We start from the raw sequence: 19,701 nt of genomic DNA on the forward strand, positions 1-19,701 counted from the left end.
ATTTAATGAAATGCTTTATCATTGGAGGAACAACTGCTAGTGGGAAATCATCTTATGCTTTGGATTTAGCTAGCAAGATCAATGGATCTATCGTTAATGGAGACAGCAAGCAAGTTTACAATGTTTTGCCAACTTTGACTGCACAACCTGATAATTTAGAAAATCATTATTTATATGGATATTTTGACTATAATCAAAGAATAAATATGATGATTTGGCTTAATGATTGCGTTAGAGCTATTAAAACTCTAATCGAAAGAAATAAAATTCCAATCATTGTTGGTGGCACTGGATTTTATCTTAATGCTTTAAAAGAAGGGTTTATTCAAATACCCGATGTGAAATATGATCATGAATTAGATCTAATGAGCAATGAAGAATTAAAAACAAAAGCTACAAAATTAGATCCAGAAATAAATGTAAATCAGAATGATAAATATCGCTTGATTAGAGCTATTAATATTATGCTTGGTACAGGAAAAGCTTATTCTTGGTGGTTAAAACAAGAAAAGAAAAAATTACTTGATGTTGAGTTTCATTCAATCTATATATCTAAAACAAAAGAGCAAGTTGCAGAATCTGCATCAAAGAGGTTAGATAAAATGTTTATTAAAGCAATTGATGAAGTAAAAAATTTAAATAATACTCAAAAGCATATAAATTCAATTATAGGAGTTGATGAGATTAATATGTTTCTTAAGGATGAAATTTCTTTTGAAAAGATGAAAGAGTTGATATTAATAAGAACTATGCAATATGCAAAACAGCAAAGAACATGGTTTAAAGGGCAAATGACTTTTGATGAAATTGTTGAGAAATAGCATTTTGATGAAATTATTGAAATAGTTGCAATTTTACAATTTATACTTAAGAAATAAATACGCTTAGAAATAGTTAACATTAATCTTGAGATGTATATTTAGAAGCATTTGCACAAAATAATAGCAGTTAAAATATTAATTTAATTTGAAAGCTAATTTGAAATAATTTTTGAAAAGCTCTAAATACCAAAATGGTACTCCCTAGGGGAATTGAACCCCTGTTTCCGCCATGAGAGGGCGATGTCCTAGTCCACTAGACGAAGGGAGCTTTAAGTATTCATCATACAACGAGTTAGGGAATAATTCAATATACCTAGCGAACAATTTAATATAAATTTCTTAAATAGTGGGATGGTAGCAATTTAATATAATTTTTTGAAGAAAAATTCATATGATTTGCACTTTAATTCAATTTATTGGTTTTTTATGGAAAATGAATTAGTTTAATATTATGGCAAAGTGTTTGAACCATATCGCATTTATTATGGATGGGAATAGAAGGTGGGCCAAAAAAAATAAATGCAGCGCTATGCATGGATATGAAGCAGGTTTCGAAAAAATGCTAGAAGTTGTTGATTTATGCGCTAAAATGAATCTGAAATATGCAAGCTTTTATAGTTTTTCTAAGGAAAATTGGTTTAGAAGCATTAAAGAATTGTATGGAATTTTCTATTTAATTGAAAAACATGGCAAGCAAATCATTGAAAGATGGAGTAGTGCTGATTATAAAGTGAGAATTGTTGGAGATAAATGTAATTTGCCATATAAGGTTAAGAATTGGGCAGATGAGTTGGAAGAAAAAACACAAAATTGTACTGGATTGAATGTTTCTTTAGTTGTAAATTATTCTGGAAGAGATGACATTGTGAAAGCTATTGTGAAAATTATAGATAAGAAAAATGAAAATATAAATGAAAGCATAGTTAGTCAAAATTTGTATACATCAGATATTCCTGATCCTGATTTATGTATCAGAACTGGAGGAGAGTCAAGGTTAAGCAATTTTTTCTTGTGGCAAATGGCATACACTGAGATTTCTTTTGTAGATATTTTTTGGCCAGATTTCTCTGAAGATAATTTAAATAATTTAATGAAGAATTGCTTGTCCAAAGATAAAAGATGGGGAGTTTAAGAAATACTAAGAATTTAAATGTTATGAAATAAATATTGTTAAATTGCGTTAAATATATGGGATCATGCATATGCAATACAAGGTTTCTTTGTTTTTTGAAAAAATGTAGAATTCAGTAATGAATTTCTTAAAGTCAAATCTATTTAATAGATTAGTGTCTGGATTATTTTACGTTGGATTAATTGGATTATCAGCTTATTTAGAATATGACTCTTATTTATTTCTTACATTTGCATTTATATTGATAATAGAATTATTTTGCGCATTAAGATTTAGCAAATCTAGCAAGAGAGTGAAATTTTTTGTTGGATTAATTGGGTTGTTGTATGTTGCAATTCCGAGTTATTTTGTTGGAACTATGGTAATGAAATTTGCTGGCATGATTATGATTTTTGCTTCATTGGTAGATACAACAGCGTATGTATTTGGACGTATGATTGGCGGTCCTAAATTAATAAAAATTAGCCCAAATAAAACATGGTCTGGAGCAATAGCGGGAATGCTTATTCCATCTACATTAGTGTCATTTTATATACTTTACTCGCATGGAATTACTTTTGATTTTATGTTTTTTATGCAAATGATTTCTTATTTTTCATTTATGGCAGCAATTTCACAAATTGGTGACATTTTTGTTTCATATGGAAAAAGGAAGTTAGACATAAAAGATTCTAGCAAGTTAATTCCTGGACATGGCGGCTTATGGGATAGAATGGATAGCGTTCTCGCTATCGCAATTGGCTTTTTGCTAATCAGATAGCTTTGCTATCACAATTGGCTTCTTGTTAATCAGATAGGTTTTGCTATCACAATTGGCTTTTTGCTAATCAGATAGCTTTGCTATCTAATCTGATTATGCTTATCAATCGGATAATGGATAGCGTTCTAGCTATCAGTTTTTTCTAGCAAGATAATTGCTTTTTTATTGAAGTAAAATTCACATCTAATATATTTTCACTATTATGATATGTTATTATTTGCCAAGGCAGCTTTGTCATATGATTGATATTTGCAAGACGCTTTAATTTATCATCTGTAAATTTTAATTAATTTCTTTTTCTAATTTTATTATTTTATCATGTTCAATTTCATGTTGTGATGAAATTATTATGCTTGGAATATGCATTTTTAAGAATTGGATCAATTTATTACCTGTTTTTATATCTATACAATTGAGGGACTCATCCATCACAAGAGCCCATATTTTTTTATGCAAAATTGATGCAGATAGACTAAGGAAATTATGCTCCCCTGAGCTAAATTGCTTTTGATCAAGAAGGTAGTTTTTTTCAGGAAAAAATTCAATCCATTTTTTATTGTTTTTAAGTTGCTCTAGTTCAGATTCAAATACGATTAAATCTTTTTCTTTGTATATAATATGACTTCTCCAAATATTTTGATTTTCCTGATTTAATTCAAAATTTCCATTTTTCATTATTCCTGATTTATAGAGGAATATTCCTGATATTAATTTACATAACGTTGTTTTTCCAGATCCATTATTCCCAAATATCAATATGCATTCATTAGGCTGGATAGAAAATGAAAGATTTTTAATAATATTTCGATCATCGTAATTAAATGAAATATTTTGAGCTTGAATATTGGAAAATATTATATTTTTACATTCATTTTTCTTGTGTTTTATATCAAGATTGATTCCATGAAGCAGTCCAATGATATGCCTAGATAATCCAAATAATTTTGTGATTTGTCCAATCATCATTGCTCCGTGCATTATATAGATTGATTCCATTTTTGCAGGAACGTTAAAGTATATTAAAATCGAGAAAAATGCATATAAAGATATGTTTATTATAAGTGCAAATGATCTTATGTATATTACTTGTTTATTGTATGCATTATATTCTTTTTGAAGTTTTGTTGTGACCTCATCTTGAAATAAAGAGGAAGATTGATGAAATGATTCTTTGTATTTTATAGCTAAAATCGATTGAGAATTTGTTGCATTATCAGCAGCATAAGCTTTTTTTATCATGGGGGTCCATTTTATAATTGCAAAAACATAAAATATAGAATACGAAATAAATGCAGGAATTAGATATAGCAATATATTGCTGCGATACATTATTAGTCCATGAAGTGCAAATGAAAATAAATGTATGGAAAAATTAAATGATGAATTTATTATTCTATGCATGTGATCTGATAATCGTTTAATTTGCCCTAATTCAACTGATTTATCTCCATCTGATGATATGTATGTTTTCACTGCATGGCTTTTAGCATCTATAATTATCGCATTAAATGCTTTGTATGTTAGTAAATTTCTTAGTTGTGGATATGCATTTGTAAGCAATTTTTTATTTATTATAATAAATGCAGAAATTGTTGATTTATCTACAAAAACAGAATAAAGAAGAAGTGGAAAAATCCCATTTGATGCAATATATATTGCAGATATCAAGATTAAGAGTAAAAAACGCAGTTTGAATTTCATTGCATTGTGTAAAAATATTTTTATCAAGCGAATATATAATGGAAAAATCATTATCCAATAATATGTTGCAGAGCAATTAATTGCAATTAAATTAATTTAAGAATATTGCAAAGCTGGATTGAAAAATCATTAAATTTATTAAGAAAATTAGGTAAATCTTAAAATCTTTAGAAAGCTAAATAAATCTTAAAATCTTGAATATTATGCGAAAATCTTCTAGCATGGATTGAATGAATCTTAAAAAAACCTTCTCAGCTTTTTGGACTTTATCCGGATCAATGTTGGAATATTATGACTACATGTTGTTTACGTATATGATGCCTTCTTTTGGGCCTATTTTGCTTCCATTTGAAGATAAATCGAAAAGTTTATTGTTTGGATATGCTTTGTTGTTTGCTGCATCTATATTGAGGCCAGTAGGGGCATGGTTTATGGGATATGTTGGAGATGTAGTAGGCAGAAAGCAAGGATTAATGATTTCTATACTATGCATATCTATTGCCTCTTTGGGAATGGGGCTAGTTCCAAGCTATCAAACTATAGGAATATTCTCTGTGTACATAGTCTTTATGTTGAGAATATTGCAAGCAATGAGCGCTGGTGGAGATTTAAATGGATCAGCTATATTTTTAATAGAGCATCTAGGAAAAAGGCCTGGATTTGCTAGTGGAATTGCTTGGGCTTCTACTGTTTTAGGTATGATTTTGGCATCATTTGCGAATTATATTGCTGTACAATACGAGCCAAATGGATGGCGTTATGCCTTTATTATAGGTGCATCTATAGGTTTTGTAGGAATGATTATGAGAACTCACATTGTTGAGGGGGAGGGGTTCAAAAAGAAACCAAAGATAGATTGTTCTCCAAAGAGCATTTATCCATATTTATCTGTGATTGGAATGGGAGCAGGTATAGGTGGAATGTACTATTACACAATGGTATTTTGCTTTAACTATATTAGACATCTGCATGATTGGAATATAAATCTAGCATTGTGGCAGACATTTTGCTTTGCTATATATGCTGCATCTATTGTTTTGTCTGGATGGCTTAGCGATTATTTCAATTTAAATAAAATAATGAAGTTTTTTGCATTTGCAATTATAGCATTTGCTTTTCCGTGTTTTATGTTTATGAAGTGCAATTACATGTTATTTTCTATTATTATGGTTATTTTGCTAGGAATGTTTGTTGGGCCATCGCATAATTTAACATTCAGTTTATTTCCTCCAAGATATAGATATAGATCAATTTCGGTTTGTTATGGAATAGGGACCTCTATTATAGGAGGCGCGACTTTGTATGTATGTACTAAATTTATAAGTACAAGTTTTCCTGCAATTTGGCTTATTTCCTGCGCGTTAATGGGCTACCTTGGAATTATATTTGCTGAAAAAAGTCCAAAAATAGAATACATAGATTGATTGTTAATAAAAAATTACACTGTTAGTAATGTGAAGGCGCATATAAATTCATCATATGAGCTATTTAACTGTAGATTTGTTTTCAAGATTCATTTTATTGATAATCTAGATATTATTTTACTAAGCTTGATTTACAAATTCAATTAGAGAAATAGACGCTGGGTTATGCGATGAAGATGGATTGTAAATGCATAATTTTTCATTTTGCGCAAAGAATCTATCATTTGAATTTATTTTTATCATAATTTGCTGATCCGAAATATTATTTATTGTTGCCAATTCTCTTTTTATTCCAAGAACTCTTGTTTCAATTGCTGTGTTTAACATTGATTCACTGGCAATAATACAATCTTGCATCCATTTATTCATATCAGAAGATCTAGCATTTTCATCAAAATCTACAAGAAGGAAAATTTCTTCATTAATAAGATTTTCATTAATCTGCATGAAGAAAATTGATTCCTTTTGTTCGAAATTATGCAATATATATGGTTCTTTTATTTCATCAAGAATTCTTTGTATAAATGCAAATAAAGGGTTGAAGCTTTTTAGCAAATTATCATGATGATAAATCGGAATGTCATGAAATATAGCATCAACATTAAATATTGAAACATGGGCAATAAGATTTATCAGAGCAGAAAATAGAGCATTTGGATGAGAATTATTTGAATGTATAATATGCTCTACAGGCAAGATTCCTTGCATAAAAATAGAATGGATTGTAGATGGATTGTATGTCATTTTATTGACATGAATCTGATTTTTTATATGCATTGTTTTATCTTTTAGCAATTTAATTAATCGCTTAATCTCATGAATAATATTAGTTGCCAACTTTACATTAATGCATGGAGAATCATATAAATCAATTTTTGGTCCAAAATTACTTGAAATCACTGAGCATATTTGTATTCCAGTATGGTTAACTGGAATTTCATTGAATGCAATTTTATAGATTGGTTTTAATTTGAAGACACATGTTGAATTTTCTCCATTATTATAATCTTGAGTAGAATCTATTTGCACAGGTTGGTAGCTTTTATCATGTGAATCCGACTCATATGTGTAGTGAGAATCTGATTTCACTAGAAATATCTTAAGAGACTGATTCTTTTTCATATGTTCTTTGAATTTTATTTCTATAGATTCATCTTTATTCATTGGATAAAATATAATGCTTTTATCTTCTAAAATTGCTTCAATATTATTCAGGTATATTATTCCATCTTGCAAGTTGGAGTAATCCAAATCCATATCTACAATTCCCCAATGGTAAGGCATAGTTTTTGACAAGATATAAGACAATGCATTTTCTTGAGCTGTGTCAGATTGTTGGAAATGATGAGGAGAAAGAGGCATTCCTTCATACCAATGAATTTTGTAAGGACAGAATTTCTTTGTATTAGCATTCATGATTTGCTCCTATTGAATATGTTTGTCTGTATTTTAATCCGCTTTTGATTTTCCCTACAGAAGAGGCTTTTTCAATTGCATCTGGTCCAAGCTTAATGTTTAGATGCTTAACTTTAGGAGAAAGAGTAAAGCTGTTCTTTTTATCTGATTCATAAGACATAAATACTATTGCTCCGTAACATACTGGAGACCAATTTGCGATGCAAAATGCCTCTAATTTTGTTTGCGGTAGAGGTTCAAATGACCAAACTTTAATATGCTGAGAATTATGCGCAAGCAATGATTTCCTATTTTGAAAGTACTCTTTTCCTTTCATTTTAGAAATTGTATCCCATAAGCTTTGCTCAAATACTTGAATCAAGTCCAATCTTACAACAGAATTATTGTTCATATTTTGCGATGATAATATGCCTAATGTTTCCAAAGAATATCGTTTTTGTTTGTTTTCGCATCCTATTATCATGATTGTTAAGGCGCATAACATGCTTTTCCAATATTTCATTTATTTGTTTTCTCTCTCTGTTATTGTTGCAATTATATGATATTCAGATCTTATGATTTCAGATGTTGTTAAAGCATGCTGAAAATCAAATTTATCTTTCAATTTTACTGAATATATATCTGAATTTTGACTTATAACAACTCCTAATTCACCCACTTTATCAACAAAATCTTTTGCATCTTCTTTGTTTTTAAATGAACCTAAATTAATTTCATATTTTTTATGGTCAATTTTTTTAATATTTGATTTAGATTGCACATTTTGTATCATATATTTATGTGATTTTGAGTAATAAGACTGAATAAAAAAACCACATGCAAATGATAAACATGAGAAAATTACTAGTGTTAAGATAAAAAATACCGTAAAGCTAATGCCGACCCTTTGCTTTGGCTCAATCAGTTTATTTCCTAAATTATTTCTTAAAATTTGATTCTGCATAATTCATCTTCCAAAATGTTTATATGGCTTAATGATTGATAAATAGTAAATTTTGCCCTATTAAACATGAATTATATTCAATCCATTGATATATATTTCCTTTTATTGTAAAATTTGATGGTCAAATAGGAGTGTAGCTCAATTGGTAGAGTATCGGTCTCCAAAGCCGACGGTTGGGGGTTCGAGACCCTCCACTCCTGCTCAGAAAGGATTCTATGATTTTTTCTAAGATTAGAAGTTTCACCAACAGTATTAAATCAGAGTGGAGGCATCTTAGATGGCCCAGCAAAGCTGTTGTTTTAAGCTCTCTTAAATTAGTTATTATATTTTCAACAGTTTGCTCAATTATTTTTTTTGGAATTGATTTTATATTTTCAAATATAATAGGATGGGTGTTGAATAATGCATAAAATTGATAACAATAGAGTTGAATACAGGATTAAAATAGCCGATGGATTCGAGAATAAGTTTAAGGATTTTATAGCCTCTCATAGCGATTTAATTTCTGATTGCAATTTAGAAGATGGAATTTTTATTGCTAGCTTTGCAAGTCAATCAACATATGAAGAATTTTATAAATTGGCTTCTAGAGAAATGGATATTGTCTATGCTAAAAAAGATATCGATGATGATGCGCGTAGTAACTGGTATGCAGTTAACATTCCATCCAGAAGAGAAATCGGTATTGAGCAAAAATTTATTGAATATTCTATAAATAACGAAGGAATTAATGAAATTCTTTTGCCTAAAACTGAATCTACTGTTTGGAAAGATCAAGTTAAAAAAACTGTAAAAGAATGCATGAGTCCTGGATATATATTCATAAAAACAACAAGTCCTGCATATATTATGAAGGCTGCGGCGGATATAGATGTTAGGGTTAGTGTTTTAGATCATCCTGTATCAGAAGATGAAATAGAGAAACTAAGAATCAAAGAAAAGGAAGATTGCAATTTTGGTCAAAAACAGTCATATTCTGTAGGAGACCATATTTGTGTTTGTGATGGAACATTTAAAGGTCACAACGGATATATAGAAGAAATAGATGAGAAAAATGAAGGCCAGTTGAAGGTTGTTTTGCCTGTATTTGGAAGAGGCGTTTCTGTTAAACTTGGTTTTTCTGATATAAGAAAGGTGAATAAATGAGCATTAAAACAGATGTTTTAAAAAGCATAGTGGAGCAAAAAAATTCAGATGAAGTTGATTATTCAAAGAATTTATTGAAAATGAAAAAAGATGCTTTTGTGTCTTTTAAGAAAGCTCCTAAAGCTGTCGTAAGACTGCATTTAGAGGGGGGAAAGGCTAGTCCTGCCCCTCCAGTTGGTCCTGCGTTAAGTCAACATAAGGTTAAGAATTTGATGCAATTTTGTAAGGATTTCAATGCTGCAACTCAAGGATCTCCAGCTGGAATTAAATTTCCAGTGGATATTTTTATTTTTGATGGCGGAGAAGTTTCATTCAAAGTTTTAAAAATGACCGCTAGTGATTTGATAAAACAAAAAGCTGGAATTGAAAAAGGTGGATCCAAAGCTGGAAGAGACAAACATGCTGGATCTGTCACACACAAGGACTTAGTTGAAATAGCTGAGTTTAAATTTAGTGATTTAAATACGTTGTCTATTGAAGGCGCTGTTAAAATTATCGCTGGTTCTGCAAGATCTATGAATATAGATATTGTGGAATAAGCGAATACAGTGTACTATGGATTTTTGAAAGGTTTTGGTGTTTTGTGTCTAAAAACGAACGAGAAGTTTATGATGTTTTATCTGCTATAAAGCTCATACGAGAAAGCAAAAAAAGAAAATTTGATGAAACACTAGATTTCGGATGTGAAATTAACATAGGTTCATCTAAGGATCAAGTTAGCATTAGAGGGTCAGTGGATATGCCTGCTGGAACTGGAAAAAAAGTTGTTGTTGCAGTTTTTTGTGCTGATTCTGACAAATTTGATGAAATTAAAAAAGCTGGAGCTGACTATGTTGGAGCTGAAGATTTAGTTGATAGATTTAAAAGTGGAGAAATTAGCTGTGATGTGTGTTTGGCTAGCCCAGATGCTATGATCATGCTTGCTAAGATTAGTAAGATTTTGGGACCTAAAAAGCTTATGCCTAGCCCTAAATCTGGAACTGTTAGCAATGATATAGTTAATCTAGTATTATCTTTTAAAAAAGGTAAAGTTGTTTACAAAGCTGATGCGCAAGGAAACATATATGCTGGCATAGGAAGAATTAGTTTTTCAGATGAAGATTTGATTTTGAATTTCAATGCATTATTTGATGACGTGTTGTCAAAAGCGCCTTCAGTTAAGTCTTTATTTGTTAAAAGGGTCTTTTTATCTTCTACAATGGGTAGCAGCTCTTTTATGTTGGATAAAAAATCATTGAAATCAGGAGTAACAAATGAATAGAGCTAAAAAAGAATTATTTGTATCAGAATTATCTAAAGAAATTGAAAATGTTTCTTATATTTACGTTTACGGATGTGGAAATGTTAGTTCTGAAGAATTGTTTAAAATTAGACTTGACGCTACTTATTCTGACATAAATGTTAAATTTGTTAAAAATACTCTTGCAAAGAGAGCTTTAAATGATCAAATTCAACCTATGTTAGAAAAAACTAGTGTTTTGTGTTTTGGGTCTGGAGACCCTTTAAATGCAGCTCATGTTTTAGCTAGATATGAGAAAGAATATAAAGGTAGATTCGTTTCTAGAGGTGGCTTGGTTGAAAAGTCTCTTTGTGATAAATCTATGATTAAAAGGATGTCTTCCATTGGTTCTGTAGATGGATTGAGATCTTTGCTATTGGGAGTTCTTCAGGCTCCTATGGCTAGTTTTGCAAGAGTGTTAAATCTCATTGCTGAAAAAGAAGAAGGAAATTAATAAGATGAATAATATAAAAAATGATATTTTAGAAACAATAAGCAATATGCCTGTTTCTGAGCTTTTGCAATTAGTAAAAGATGCAGAAGAGAAGTGGGGAGTATCTGCGGCTGCTTCTGCAGCTCCTGCTGCTGACAGTTCTGAGAAAGAAGAAGAGAAATCTGATTTCGAAGTAGTTGTTGTTAGTATGAATGATGGAGCTAATAAAGTTGCATGCATTAAAGCTGTAAGAGCTATCACTGGGCTTGGCTTGAGAGAAGCTAAAGAATTAGTTGAGAGCGGTGGATCATTAGAAGGAAGATTCGACAAAGATGCTTCTGCTGGTCATAAGAAAGCTTTGGAAGAAGCTGGTCTTAAAATAGAATTAAAATAATAACTTAAGTTTATTATTTAATTTTAGCAAATTTTAAGCCATTCATTGGTTAGTATTTTCAATATTTAAAGGGGTTGTGTTCATATGTCATTTTATAAGGATTTTATTCGTAAATCTTTTGCAAAAACTGATGAGAGTTGTTTGTTAGTAAACGATTTAATCAGATTGCAAAGGGATTCTTATGATGAATTTTTGCAAGCAAATGTTTTGCCTGAAAAAAGAAAAGATAAGGGGCTTCAACTTGTTTTAAAGGAATTTTTCCCTATTGTTGGAATGTCGGGTCATTTGCGATTAGAATTTTGTGGATATGATGTTGCAGAGCCAATTTTTAGCTCTTTAGAATGCAAAAGAAAAGGCCTTACATATAGCGGCGTTATTAGCATTTTATTGAGACTTGTTGTTAGCGAAACAGATGAGTCTGGAAAAACATCAGTCAAAGATATTAGAGAGCAAAGTGTATATATTGGCGATTTGCCTTTTATGACCGATGCAGGAACATTTATTGTTAACGGAACTGAGAGAGTTGTTGTTTCTCAAATGCATAGATCTCCAGGTGTATTTTTAGATATTGAGAAAAAGACAGGAACAACAGGACCTTCTCACGATATACATATTGCAAGAATTATACCTTATAGAGGATCTTGGATGGATATAGAATTTGACTCTAGTAACTTGCTTTATATAAGAATTGATAAAAATAGAAAAATACCTCTTTCTGCTCTTTTGATGTCTTGTGGAAATGAAGACTTGTCCAAAGAAGGAATGTCAAAAAGTCAAATTTTAAGAGAATTTTACGATACTGTTAAGTTTGAAGTTTTGGAAGATGGGTTAAAATTTAATATAGATTTTAAGAAACTGACTGGATCTAAATTAGACTTTACTATTTTTAACGAAGAAACAAGAGAAGTTGTTCTAAAAGAAGGGGAATTGATTAATAAAAGCTTGGCCTCTAAATTAGGAAAAATAAAAAATGATTTCTTCGTTGAGAAAAATGATATTAAAGACATATTTTTATGTGATGATATTGTTGGTGAGCTAAAAAGTGCTACAATTCCTTCTCATGAAGAATTAATAGAAAATAACATAACTTCATTTGATGGAATAATTATTGATGGATATCATAATGCTCCTTATATTTTAGATTCGTTGAATGCATATTCATATAATAATCGTATTGAAGCTATGGTAGTAATTTATAATGCTATGAGACCGGGAGAAAGAGTCAAAATAGATGTTGTTCGCTCGTTATATAGATCATTATTTTCAGATCCTGATTATTACAATTTATCTCAAGTCGGAAGATTAAAGCTAAATCAAAGATTGAATTTGAATAGCTCTTTAGAGTGCATGACATTAACTCAAGATGATATTTTAGAAACATTAAAAGCTCTGATTAGGCTTAAAAAAGGATTAGAGCCTGTAGATGATATAGATAGCTTGGAATTTAGAAGAGTTAGATCTGTTGGTGAATTAGTAGAAAATCAATGCAGAATGGCAATGGGAAGATTCTTGAAATCTGTTAAAGATAAGATGAGTGGATTAGATATAGAATCAGTTATGCCATCTGATTTGATCGCCCATTCAAAATCTTTTACTGGTGCTGTTAGAGATTTCTTCTGCACTTCTCAATTTTCTCAATTTATGGATCAAACAAATCCATTGTCAGAAATAAGTCACAAGAGACGTTTGTCTGCTTTTGGTCCAGGTGGTATTAGTAGAGAAAGATCAGTTTTGGAAGCCAGAGGTTTGCATGCAACTCATTATGGAAGAATTTGCCCTGTAGAGACTCCTGAGGGTCAAAATATTGGATTGATTAACTCATTATCTATTTTTAGTAAAATTAATAAATTTGGTTTTATTGAGACGCCTTATCATCCTGTTGTTGATGGAAAAGTTCAATCTGATATAGTTTATTTCTCAGCTTCTGAAGATAAGATGTATGTAATTGCACATGCTGATCCAGATATAATAGATGATGATGGAAACATCACATCCTCTGCTGTGAAATGTAGATACAATCATGATTATATTATTTCAGAACCTAAAGACATTCAATACATAGATGTGTCTCCTAAGCAGATTATTTCTGTAGCCTCATCATTAATTCCTTTTGTTGATCACAATGATGCTGGAAGAGCTTTGATGGGTGCAAATATGCAACGTCAGGCAGTTCCTTTGATAGAGCCTGATGCTCCATTGATTGGTACTGGTGTTGAAAGATCAATTATTCATAGATCTGCAGTTGCTTTGTATTCTAAAAGAGCTGGAGAAGTTGTTAGAGTAGACTCAACTTCTATCATGGTTAAAGTTGATGGATATGATATTGATGTATACAATTTAAGAAAATTCGAAAAAACAAATGATGGAACATGCATTAATCAAAAGCCTACTGTATTTGTTGGTCAAATGATTGCAGAAGATGAAATGATTGCAGAAGGATCTTCCATTCATAATGGAGAGCTTTCTCTTGGAAAAAATGTTAAGATTGCCTTTCTTTCATGGAAAGGTGGAAACTATGAAGACGCTGTTCTTATCTCTTCTAAATTAGTTAATGATTTTTCATCTATACATCTTGAGAAATATGAAATTTCTGCGCGTGAAATTAAACAAGGTGTAGAGCAAATCACAAGAGATATTCCTAGAATTAGCGAAGAATTTTTAATGAATCTGGATGAAAGTGGAATTGTTAATATTGGAGCTAAAGTAAAAGCTGGAGATGTTCTTGTTGGAAGAGTTACTCCAAAAGCTGAAGGCCCTGCTAGTGCAGACGAAAGATTGCTAAGAGCAATTTTTGGTGATAGAGCTTCCGATGTTAAAGATAGTTCTTTGAGAGTGCCTCCTGGATTTTCTGGAACAGTTGTAGATGTTCGTGTTTTCACAAGAAAGGGAATGGAAAAGAATGAAAGAGCTCTTGTTATTGAGCATGAGCTTCTAAAGAATTTGCAAGATAAAAAGAATATTGAAATTGGAATTTTAAGAAAAAGCTTTGCTGGAAAACTGTCAGAGTTTATAGTTGGCCAAACATTAAGTAGAAAAATTGATGAGTTTAAACCTGGAATTATAATTGATTCTAGTATTTTTGCTCAAATATCTGAAACAAAAGATTTGAATATATTTTCTAAATCTGTAAAAGGGTTGCCAAAAGAAGCTGACGAGCTTTTGAAATCATATACTTCTAAAATTGAAAGCATATCAAGAAAGTTTTCAAGAGAAGAGAAGAAAATTTCTGCTGGAGATGATTTGTCTTCAGGTGTTATGGTTACTGTTCAAGTATTCTTGGCTGTAGAAAGAAAACTACAGCCTGGAGATAAAATTGCTGGTAGACATGGTAACAAAGGAGTTGTAGCAAGGGTATTAAACCTTGAAGACATGCCTTATACATCTAATGGAGAGCCAGTTGATTTGATATTCAGTTCTTTGGGTATTTCTTCTCGTATGAATCTTGGTCAAATTTTAGAAACTCATTTAGGATGGGCGTCTTTTAATTTAGGTAAAAAAATAAAAGAAATGCTTTCAGATGTTAAAGATGGAATCAAACCTTTAGAAGAACTTCGAGAACTTATAGATAAAGTATATGAAGATAATATAGAGATAAAATCAAAAACTGATGATGAAATTTCTAAATTTGCTGCTAATTTGACAGATGGTATTCCATTTAGTTGCCCTGCATTTGATGGAGCTAGCCCTGAAAAAATTGGTGAAATGCTTGAGTTAGCAGGATGCGATTCTTCTGGACAAGAAGTGTTATATGATGGTCAAACTGGTATTCCGTTTGATCAAAAAGTTACTGTTGGAATCATGTATATTATGCAGTTGCATCACTTTGTTGATGAAAAAATACATGCTCGTTCTGTTGGTCCTTACAGTTTGATAACACAGCAACCTCTAGGTGGTAAATCTAACTTAGGTGGTCAAAGATTTGGAGAAATGGAGGTATGGGCTCTTCAAGGTTATGGAGCTGCTTATACAATCAGAGAATGTTTGAATGCAAAGTCAGATGACCCAATAGGTCGTATGGAAGTTTTCCAAGCTATAAGCCAAGGTTATAACGTATTCGATCAACATGGTGTGCCAGAATCATTCCGTGTATTGTTGTATTCTTTGAGATCTTTGTGTCTAAATGTAAAATGTTTGTCATTGATTGATGAAAATCTTGTAGAGCAAGATTTAAGCAATTTGAGTCATTTAGATGCTTTGCAAATTTCTATTGCTAGCCCTGAAGATATATATAAGTGGTCTTATGGTGAAGTAACTAAAGCTGAAACTATTCATTATAGAACTTTGAAACCAGATTCTGACGGTTTGTTCTCAGCAAGAATTTTCGGGCCGATTAAAGATTATGAATGCTTGTGTGGAAAATATAAGAAATTCAAATACAAAGGCGTAGTTTGTGAAAAATGTGGAGTTGAAGTTACTTTATCTAAAGTAAGAAGAGAGAGAATGGGTCATATTAATTTGGCTGCTCCTGTTGCTCATATGTGGTTCGCAAAATCTCTTCCAAGCAGAATTGGTATAATGCTTGACTTATCTGCTAGAGATTTAGAATCAATTTTGAATTTCGAAAAGTATATTGTTATAGAGCCTGCAACTTCTCCTTATGAAAAAGGAACTTTGTTTAGTGAAGTAGAGTATGAATCAGTTCTAGAAGAATATGAAGATGAAGGATTTGAAGCTGATACTGGAGCAGTTGCATTAGAAAGACTTTTGAAAGAAATAGATCTTGAAGAAGAAGTTGTTTCTATTAATAAAGAATTAGATGGAAACCCTAATGATACAAAAAGAAAGAACTTGATTAGAAAGTTGAAGATTCTTGAAGGATTTAGAAATTCTGGCACAAGACCTGAGCTTTGCATAATGAGAGTCCTTCCTGTTCTTCCTCCTGAGTTGAGACCATTAGTTACTCTTGAAGGTGGAAGATTTGCCTCATCAGATATTAATGATTTGATGAGAAGGGTGATAAACAGAAACAATAGATTAAAGAGATTGATTTCTTTGAGCGCTCCTATGGTTATTTTGCGTAATGAGATTCGAATGCTGCAAGAATCTATTGATGCATTGTTTGATAATGAAAGAAAAAGTAGACCAATTACTCATGCAAATAGCAAGAGACAATACAAATCACTTGCTTACTCTTTGAAGGGTAAAAGAGGTATGTTTAGACAAAATCTTCTTGGTAAAAGAGTTGACTATTCAGGTCGTTCTGTGATTGTTGTTGGTCCTGAATTGAAGTTAGACCAATGTGGTGTTCCTAAGGAAATGGCTCTTGAGTTATTTAAGCCTTTTGTGATTTCTAGATTAGAATTAAGAGGGTTTGCTGCTACATATAAAATAGCAAAAACAATGGTTGAGCATAAGAGACCTGAAGTGTGGGATGTTCTAGATGAATGCATTAAAGATCACCCTGTTCTTTTGAATAGAGCTCCTACATTGCATAGATTAGGTATTCAAGCTTTCAACCCTGTATTAGTGGATGGTAAAGCGATTAGATTGCATCCATTGGTGTGCACAGCTTACAATGCTGACTTTGATGGAGATCAAATGGCTATACATATACCTCTATCTATTGAGGCGCAAATCGAAGCTAGAGTTTTGATGATGTCTACTAATTGCTTGTTAAACCCTTCAAACGGTAAAGCGATTGTTAAACCTTCAAAAGATATGGTTTTGGGTCTTTATTATCTTACATTGATGTTTGAAACTGAGGCTAAAATTATTGTTAGAGATATAGCAGAAGCTGAACATGCAATGGAAAATGGAAAAATTAAAATAAGCACTCCTATTATAATTGAAATAGGTGATGAGCATGAATCTAGAGTTGTCACAACAACTTTGGGTCGTATGAAAGTTTATGAAATTACTCCAAAGCATCATAGAATTGAATTTGCTATGATCAATAGAGCTTTGAATACCGGAAATATTGCGGAACTTGTTGAAGCTGTTTACGATCATTGTGAAAAAGATGTGGCTGTTAAATTCTTGGATCAACTTATGGGTCTAGGGTTCTTGTATGCAACAATATCTGGAGCTTCTTTTGGTAAGGATGATTTAATTGTTCCAGAAGAAAAGCATGAATTAATTGCAAAAACAGATAAGTTGATTGATGAATATCACCAACAGTATATGGAAGGTATTATCACTAATGAGGAAAGACATAACAAAGTTACAACCGCATGGTCTAAATGCTCTGATTCTGTAGCTGAGCTTATGATGAATAGAATGTCTGCTATAAAAGATGGAAGAATGAACTCTGTATATATGATGTCTGATTCTGGAGCTAGAGGTTCTGATATGCAAATTAGGCAAATTTCTGGTATGAGAGGTTTGATTTCTAGGTCAGACGGATCTATTCAGGAAGATCCTATTAAAAATAGTTTTAAAGAGGGTTTAACAGTGCCTGAATTCTTGTACGCTTCAGAGGGTGGAAGAAAAGGACTTGTTGATATGGCGTTAAAAACAGCTAACTCTGGTTATTTGACTAGAAGATTAGTTGGTGTTTCTCAAGATTGTGTTGTTCAGCATGAAGATTGTGGTACAGAAGATGGAATTACTATGAAATCTGTTTCTCAATCTGGAAGAATAATAGTTTCTTTGGGAGAAAAAGTTTATGGAAGAGTTTTGACTGAACCTGTTTCATTCGTAGTAGATGGAAAAGAAACTTCATTAAATGTTGGGGATATAATCACTAAAGATATTGCCGAAGAAATTGATAAATCAGATATAGAAGAAATAATAGTAAGATCTCCAGTGTCTTGTGAAAATATAGATAGCACAGTTTGTGTAAAATGTTACGGTTATGATTTGTCTAAATCTGACACTGTTCAAGATGGTGAATCTGTTGGAGTTGTTGCTGCTCAATCTATTGGTGAGCCAGGAACTCAGCTAACTATGCGTACCTTTCACTTTGGAGGAGCTGCTCAAAACATTTCTGATGATTCATTTATTGATTCAAATGTAGATGGTGTGGTAATTGCTGATGAAATTAAAACTATTCGCAAGAGCGATCATTACATTGTTATGAGTAGAAACAACGAATTGAAGATTAAAACTGATAAGAAAACATTTACTTATAATGTTCCTTATGGTGCTAAGTTATTCTTTGGAGACAAGGATAAAGTTAGCGCTGGATCCAGAATTGCTGAATGGGATTTGCATAATATTCCTATCTTGTCTGAGGTTTCTGGTCATGTCGTGTATCAAGATTTAGTAGAAGGGATTTCTCTTAAGAGTTCCGTTGATGAATCCACTGGTTCAAGTAATTACATAATAAGTGATTGGAGCATTGTTTCTAAAAAGGCAAATCTACAACCTGCTTTGAAGATTGAAATTGAGGGTAGTGATAAGGAAAACTATTATGGTCTTTCTATCAATGATGTGATTTTGGTTAAAAATGGAGAATTTGTTGAGGCTGGAGAAATTATTGCCGCTCGAAGTCAAGGTGCAATGAAAACAAGAGATATTGTGGGTGGTTTGCCTAGAATTGAAGAATTGTTTGAAGCTAGAAACCCTAAATCAATTGCGATTTTAAGCGAAACTGATGGTAAGGTAAGTTTTGGAAAAGATTACAGATCCAAGAAGAAAATTATTGTTACATCTAGTGATGGGCACGAGCAAGAGTATGTTTCTGCTAAAGATAGATATATTGTTGTGCAAGATGGAGAGTTCGTAAAGAAAGGTCAAATAATAGTTGATGGAAATGCCTCTCATCATGATATGTTAAGAATTCTTGGAATTGAAGATATGGCAAATAACTTCATAGAAGAGGTTCAACAAGTATATAGAATGCAAGGTATTACTATTAATAACAAGCATATTGAAGTTGTTTTAAGACGAATGTTGAGTCAAGCTGAGATTATAGATCCAGCATCCAGCACTTTCTTGACAGGTGATATTATGGATATTAAGAAAATTAATACTCTTAATAAAATGCTTAAAGAAAGCAAAGAAGAAAGAATTAAATTCAGAAGAGTGCTTCAAGGTATTACAAAAATATCTACCTCATCTGGAAGCTCTTTCTTGTCTGCTGCTTCATTCCAAGATACAGCAAGAGTTCTGACAAATGCTGCTTTGTTTAATGAAATAGATTGGATTGTTGGTATTAATGAAAGTATTATGGTTGGATCATTGATTCCTGCTGGAACTGGAGCATTCACCAGAAGAGAAGAGATCTCTAAGAAAGAAAAATTGCAAAAGGAGTTCCTGTGCAATTAATTGTTTATAGACAAGAAATTAATTGTTTATAAACAAGATTTATA

General features: G+C 31.6%; 15 protein-coding genes, 2 tRNA genes and 1 pseudogene. 13 read left to right on the forward strand and 5 right to left on the reverse strand.

The window, feature by feature from the left end:
- The first annotated feature begins 5 nt into the window (after positions 1–5).
- Positions 6–821: a tRNA (adenosine(37)-N6)-dimethylallyltransferase MiaA gene (gene miaA / locus FZC35_RS00435; RefSeq protein ID WP_148980702.1), complete on the forward strand. Its 816-nt coding sequence runs from the start codon at positions 6–8 to the stop codon at positions 819–821.
- Positions 822–1,013: 192 nt separating this feature from the next.
- On the opposite strand, the gene FZC35_RS00440 is transcribed toward miaA, so the two are convergent.
- Positions 1,014–1,089: transfer RNA gene (locus tag FZC35_RS00440), tRNA-Glu, on the reverse strand.
- Positions 1,090–1,272: 183 nt separating this feature from the next.
- Between FZC35_RS00440 and uppS the strand changes: the two genes are divergently transcribed.
- A complete protein-coding gene (gene uppS / locus FZC35_RS00445; RefSeq protein ID WP_148980703.1) occupies positions 1,273–1,953 on the forward strand; it encodes a polyprenyl diphosphate synthase in 681 nt (226 codons plus the stop codon).
- Positions 1,954–2,071: 118 nt separating this feature from the next.
- Positions 2,072–2,713 (forward strand): phosphatidate cytidylyltransferase, encoded by a 642-nt coding sequence (locus FZC35_RS00450; RefSeq protein WP_148980704.1) that lies wholly within the window; start codon positions 2,072–2,074, stop codon positions 2,711–2,713.
- A gap of 282 nt (positions 2,714–2,995) precedes the next feature.
- Here FZC35_RS00450 and FZC35_RS00455 read toward each other — a convergent pair whose 3' ends face one another.
- Positions 2,996–4,465 (reverse strand): ATP-binding cassette domain-containing protein, encoded by a 1,470-nt coding sequence (locus FZC35_RS00455; RefSeq protein WP_148980705.1) that lies wholly within the window; start codon positions 4,463–4,465, stop codon positions 2,996–2,998.
- Between the two features lie 179 nt (positions 4,466–4,644).
- Between FZC35_RS00455 and FZC35_RS00460 the strand changes: the two genes are divergently transcribed.
- A complete protein-coding gene (locus FZC35_RS00460; protein ID WP_148980706.1) occupies positions 4,645–5,838 on the forward strand; it encodes an MFS transporter in 1,194 nt (397 codons plus the stop codon).
- Between the two features lie 120 nt (positions 5,839–5,958).
- Here FZC35_RS00460 and tssK read toward each other — a convergent pair whose 3' ends face one another.
- From tssK to FZC35_RS02910, 3 genes are read right to left on the reverse strand one after another with little or no spacing between them, the layout of a single operon-like run.
- Positions 5,959–7,254 (reverse strand): type VI secretion system baseplate subunit TssK, encoded by a 1,296-nt coding sequence (gene tssK, locus FZC35_RS00465; RefSeq protein ID WP_148980707.1) that lies wholly within the window; start codon positions 7,252–7,254, stop codon positions 5,959–5,961.
- Positions 7,244–7,738 carry a hypothetical protein gene (locus tag FZC35_RS00470; RefSeq protein WP_148980708.1) on the reverse strand — a complete coding sequence of 165 codons (495 nt, stop codon included), beginning with the start codon at positions 7,736–7,738 and terminating at the stop codon, positions 7,244–7,246. Before FZC35_RS00470 ends, tssK begins: the two co-directional genes overlap by 11 nt.
- Before the next feature lie 18 nt (positions 7,739–7,756).
- Positions 7,757–8,026, reverse strand: coding sequence for an SPOR domain-containing protein (locus FZC35_RS02910; protein ID WP_216362652.1), 270 nt, complete (start codon positions 8,024–8,026; stop codon positions 7,757–7,759).
- A gap of 298 nt (positions 8,027–8,324) precedes the next feature.
- Here FZC35_RS02910 and FZC35_RS00480 point away from each other — a divergent pair.
- From FZC35_RS00480 to rpoC, 9 genes and pseudogenes are all read left to right on the forward strand, one after another.
- A tRNA-Trp gene (locus tag FZC35_RS00480) sits at positions 8,325–8,397 on the forward strand.
- Between the two features lie 15 nt (positions 8,398–8,412).
- Positions 8,413–8,607 (forward strand): preprotein translocase subunit SecE, encoded by a 195-nt coding sequence (secE, locus tag FZC35_RS02970; RefSeq protein ID WP_148980710.1) that lies wholly within the window; start codon positions 8,413–8,415, stop codon positions 8,605–8,607.
- Positions 8,600–9,343, forward strand: a complete 744-nt coding sequence (nusG, locus tag FZC35_RS00490; protein ID WP_148980711.1) for a transcription termination/antitermination protein NusG — start codon at positions 8,600–8,602, stop codon at positions 9,341–9,343. Before secE ends, nusG begins: the two co-directional genes overlap by 8 nt.
- Positions 9,344–9,423: 80 nt before the next feature.
- Positions 9,424–9,882 (forward strand): uL11 family ribosomal protein, encoded by a 459-nt coding sequence (locus FZC35_RS00495; protein ID WP_148981144.1) that lies wholly within the window; start codon positions 9,424–9,426, stop codon positions 9,880–9,882.
- Between the two features lie 44 nt (positions 9,883–9,926).
- The gene (gene rplA, locus FZC35_RS00500; RefSeq protein WP_172618980.1) at positions 9,927–10,604 is read left to right on the forward strand and encodes a 50S ribosomal protein L1; all 678 of its coding nucleotides are present in this window, start codon (positions 9,927–9,929) and stop codon (positions 10,602–10,604) included.
- A complete protein-coding gene (gene rplJ, locus FZC35_RS00505) occupies positions 10,597–11,076 on the forward strand; it encodes a 50S ribosomal protein L10 (RefSeq protein ID WP_148980713.1) in 480 nt (159 codons plus the stop codon). The genes rplA and rplJ overlap by 8 nt, the downstream gene beginning before the upstream one ends.
- A gap of 4 nt (positions 11,077–11,080) precedes the next feature.
- On the forward strand, positions 11,081–11,449 hold the full coding sequence (rplL, locus tag FZC35_RS00510; protein WP_148980714.1) for a 50S ribosomal protein L7/L12: 369 nt from the start codon (positions 11,081–11,083) through the stop codon (positions 11,447–11,449).
- Between the two features lie 84 nt (positions 11,450–11,533).
- Positions 11,534–15,571 (forward strand): annotated as a pseudogene (gene rpoB / locus FZC35_RS02975) (DNA-directed RNA polymerase subunit beta); the annotation flags it as partial.
- Positions 15,572–15,586: 15 nt separating this feature from the next.
- Positions 15,587–19,657 carry a DNA-directed RNA polymerase subunit beta' gene (gene rpoC / locus FZC35_RS02980; RefSeq protein WP_407078986.1) on the forward strand — a complete coding sequence of 1,357 codons (4,071 nt, stop codon included), beginning with the start codon at positions 15,587–15,589 and terminating at the stop codon, positions 19,655–19,657.
- Positions 19,658–19,701 lie beyond the last annotated feature (44 nt).

The organism is Candidatus Cytomitobacter indipagum (assembly GCF_008189285.1).
In the GTDB taxonomy this organism is placed as follows: Bacteria; Pseudomonadota; Alphaproteobacteria; order CAJXXZ01; family 1604HC; genus Cytomitobacter; species Cytomitobacter indipagum.

Bases quoted from the DNA above. Each gene is read 5' to 3' on its own strand.
- miaA (WP_148980702.1), top strand. From the start codon at position 6: ATGAAATGCTTTATCATTGGAGGAACAACTGCTAGTGGGAAATCATCT.
- uppS (WP_148980703.1), top strand. From the start codon at position 1,273: ATGGCAAAGTGTTTGAACCATATCGCATTTATTATGGATGGGAATAGA.
- FZC35_RS00450 (WP_148980704.1), top strand. From the start codon at position 2,072: ATGAATTTCTTAAAGTCAAATCTATTTAATAGATTAGTGTCTGGATTA.
- FZC35_RS00455 (WP_148980705.1), bottom strand. From the start codon at position 4,465: ATGATTTTTCCATTATATATTCGCTTGATAAAAATATTTTTACACAAT.
- FZC35_RS00460 (WP_148980706.1), top strand. From the start codon at position 4,645: ATGAATCTTAAAAAAACCTTCTCAGCTTTTTGGACTTTATCCGGATCA.
- tssK (WP_148980707.1), bottom strand. From the start codon at position 7,254: ATGAATGCTAATACAAAGAAATTCTGTCCTTACAAAATTCATTGGTAT.
- FZC35_RS00470 (WP_148980708.1), bottom strand. From the start codon at position 7,738: ATGTTATGCGCCTTAACAATCATGATAATAGGATGCGAAAACAAACAA.
- FZC35_RS02910 (WP_216362652.1), bottom strand. From the start codon at position 8,026: ATGATACAAAATGTGCAATCTAAATCAAATATTAAAAAAATTGACCAT.
- secE (WP_148980710.1), top strand. From the start codon at position 8,413: ATGATTTTTTCTAAGATTAGAAGTTTCACCAACAGTATTAAATCAGAG.
- nusG (WP_148980711.1), top strand. From the start codon at position 8,600: ATGCATAAAATTGATAACAATAGAGTTGAATACAGGATTAAAATAGCC.
- FZC35_RS00495 (WP_148981144.1), top strand. From the start codon at position 9,424: ATGAAAAAAGATGCTTTTGTGTCTTTTAAGAAAGCTCCTAAAGCTGTC.
- rplJ (WP_148980713.1), top strand. From the start codon at position 10,597: ATGAATAGAGCTAAAAAAGAATTATTTGTATCAGAATTATCTAAAGAA.
- rplL (WP_148980714.1), top strand. From the start codon at position 11,081: ATGAATAATATAAAAAATGATATTTTAGAAACAATAAGCAATATGCCT.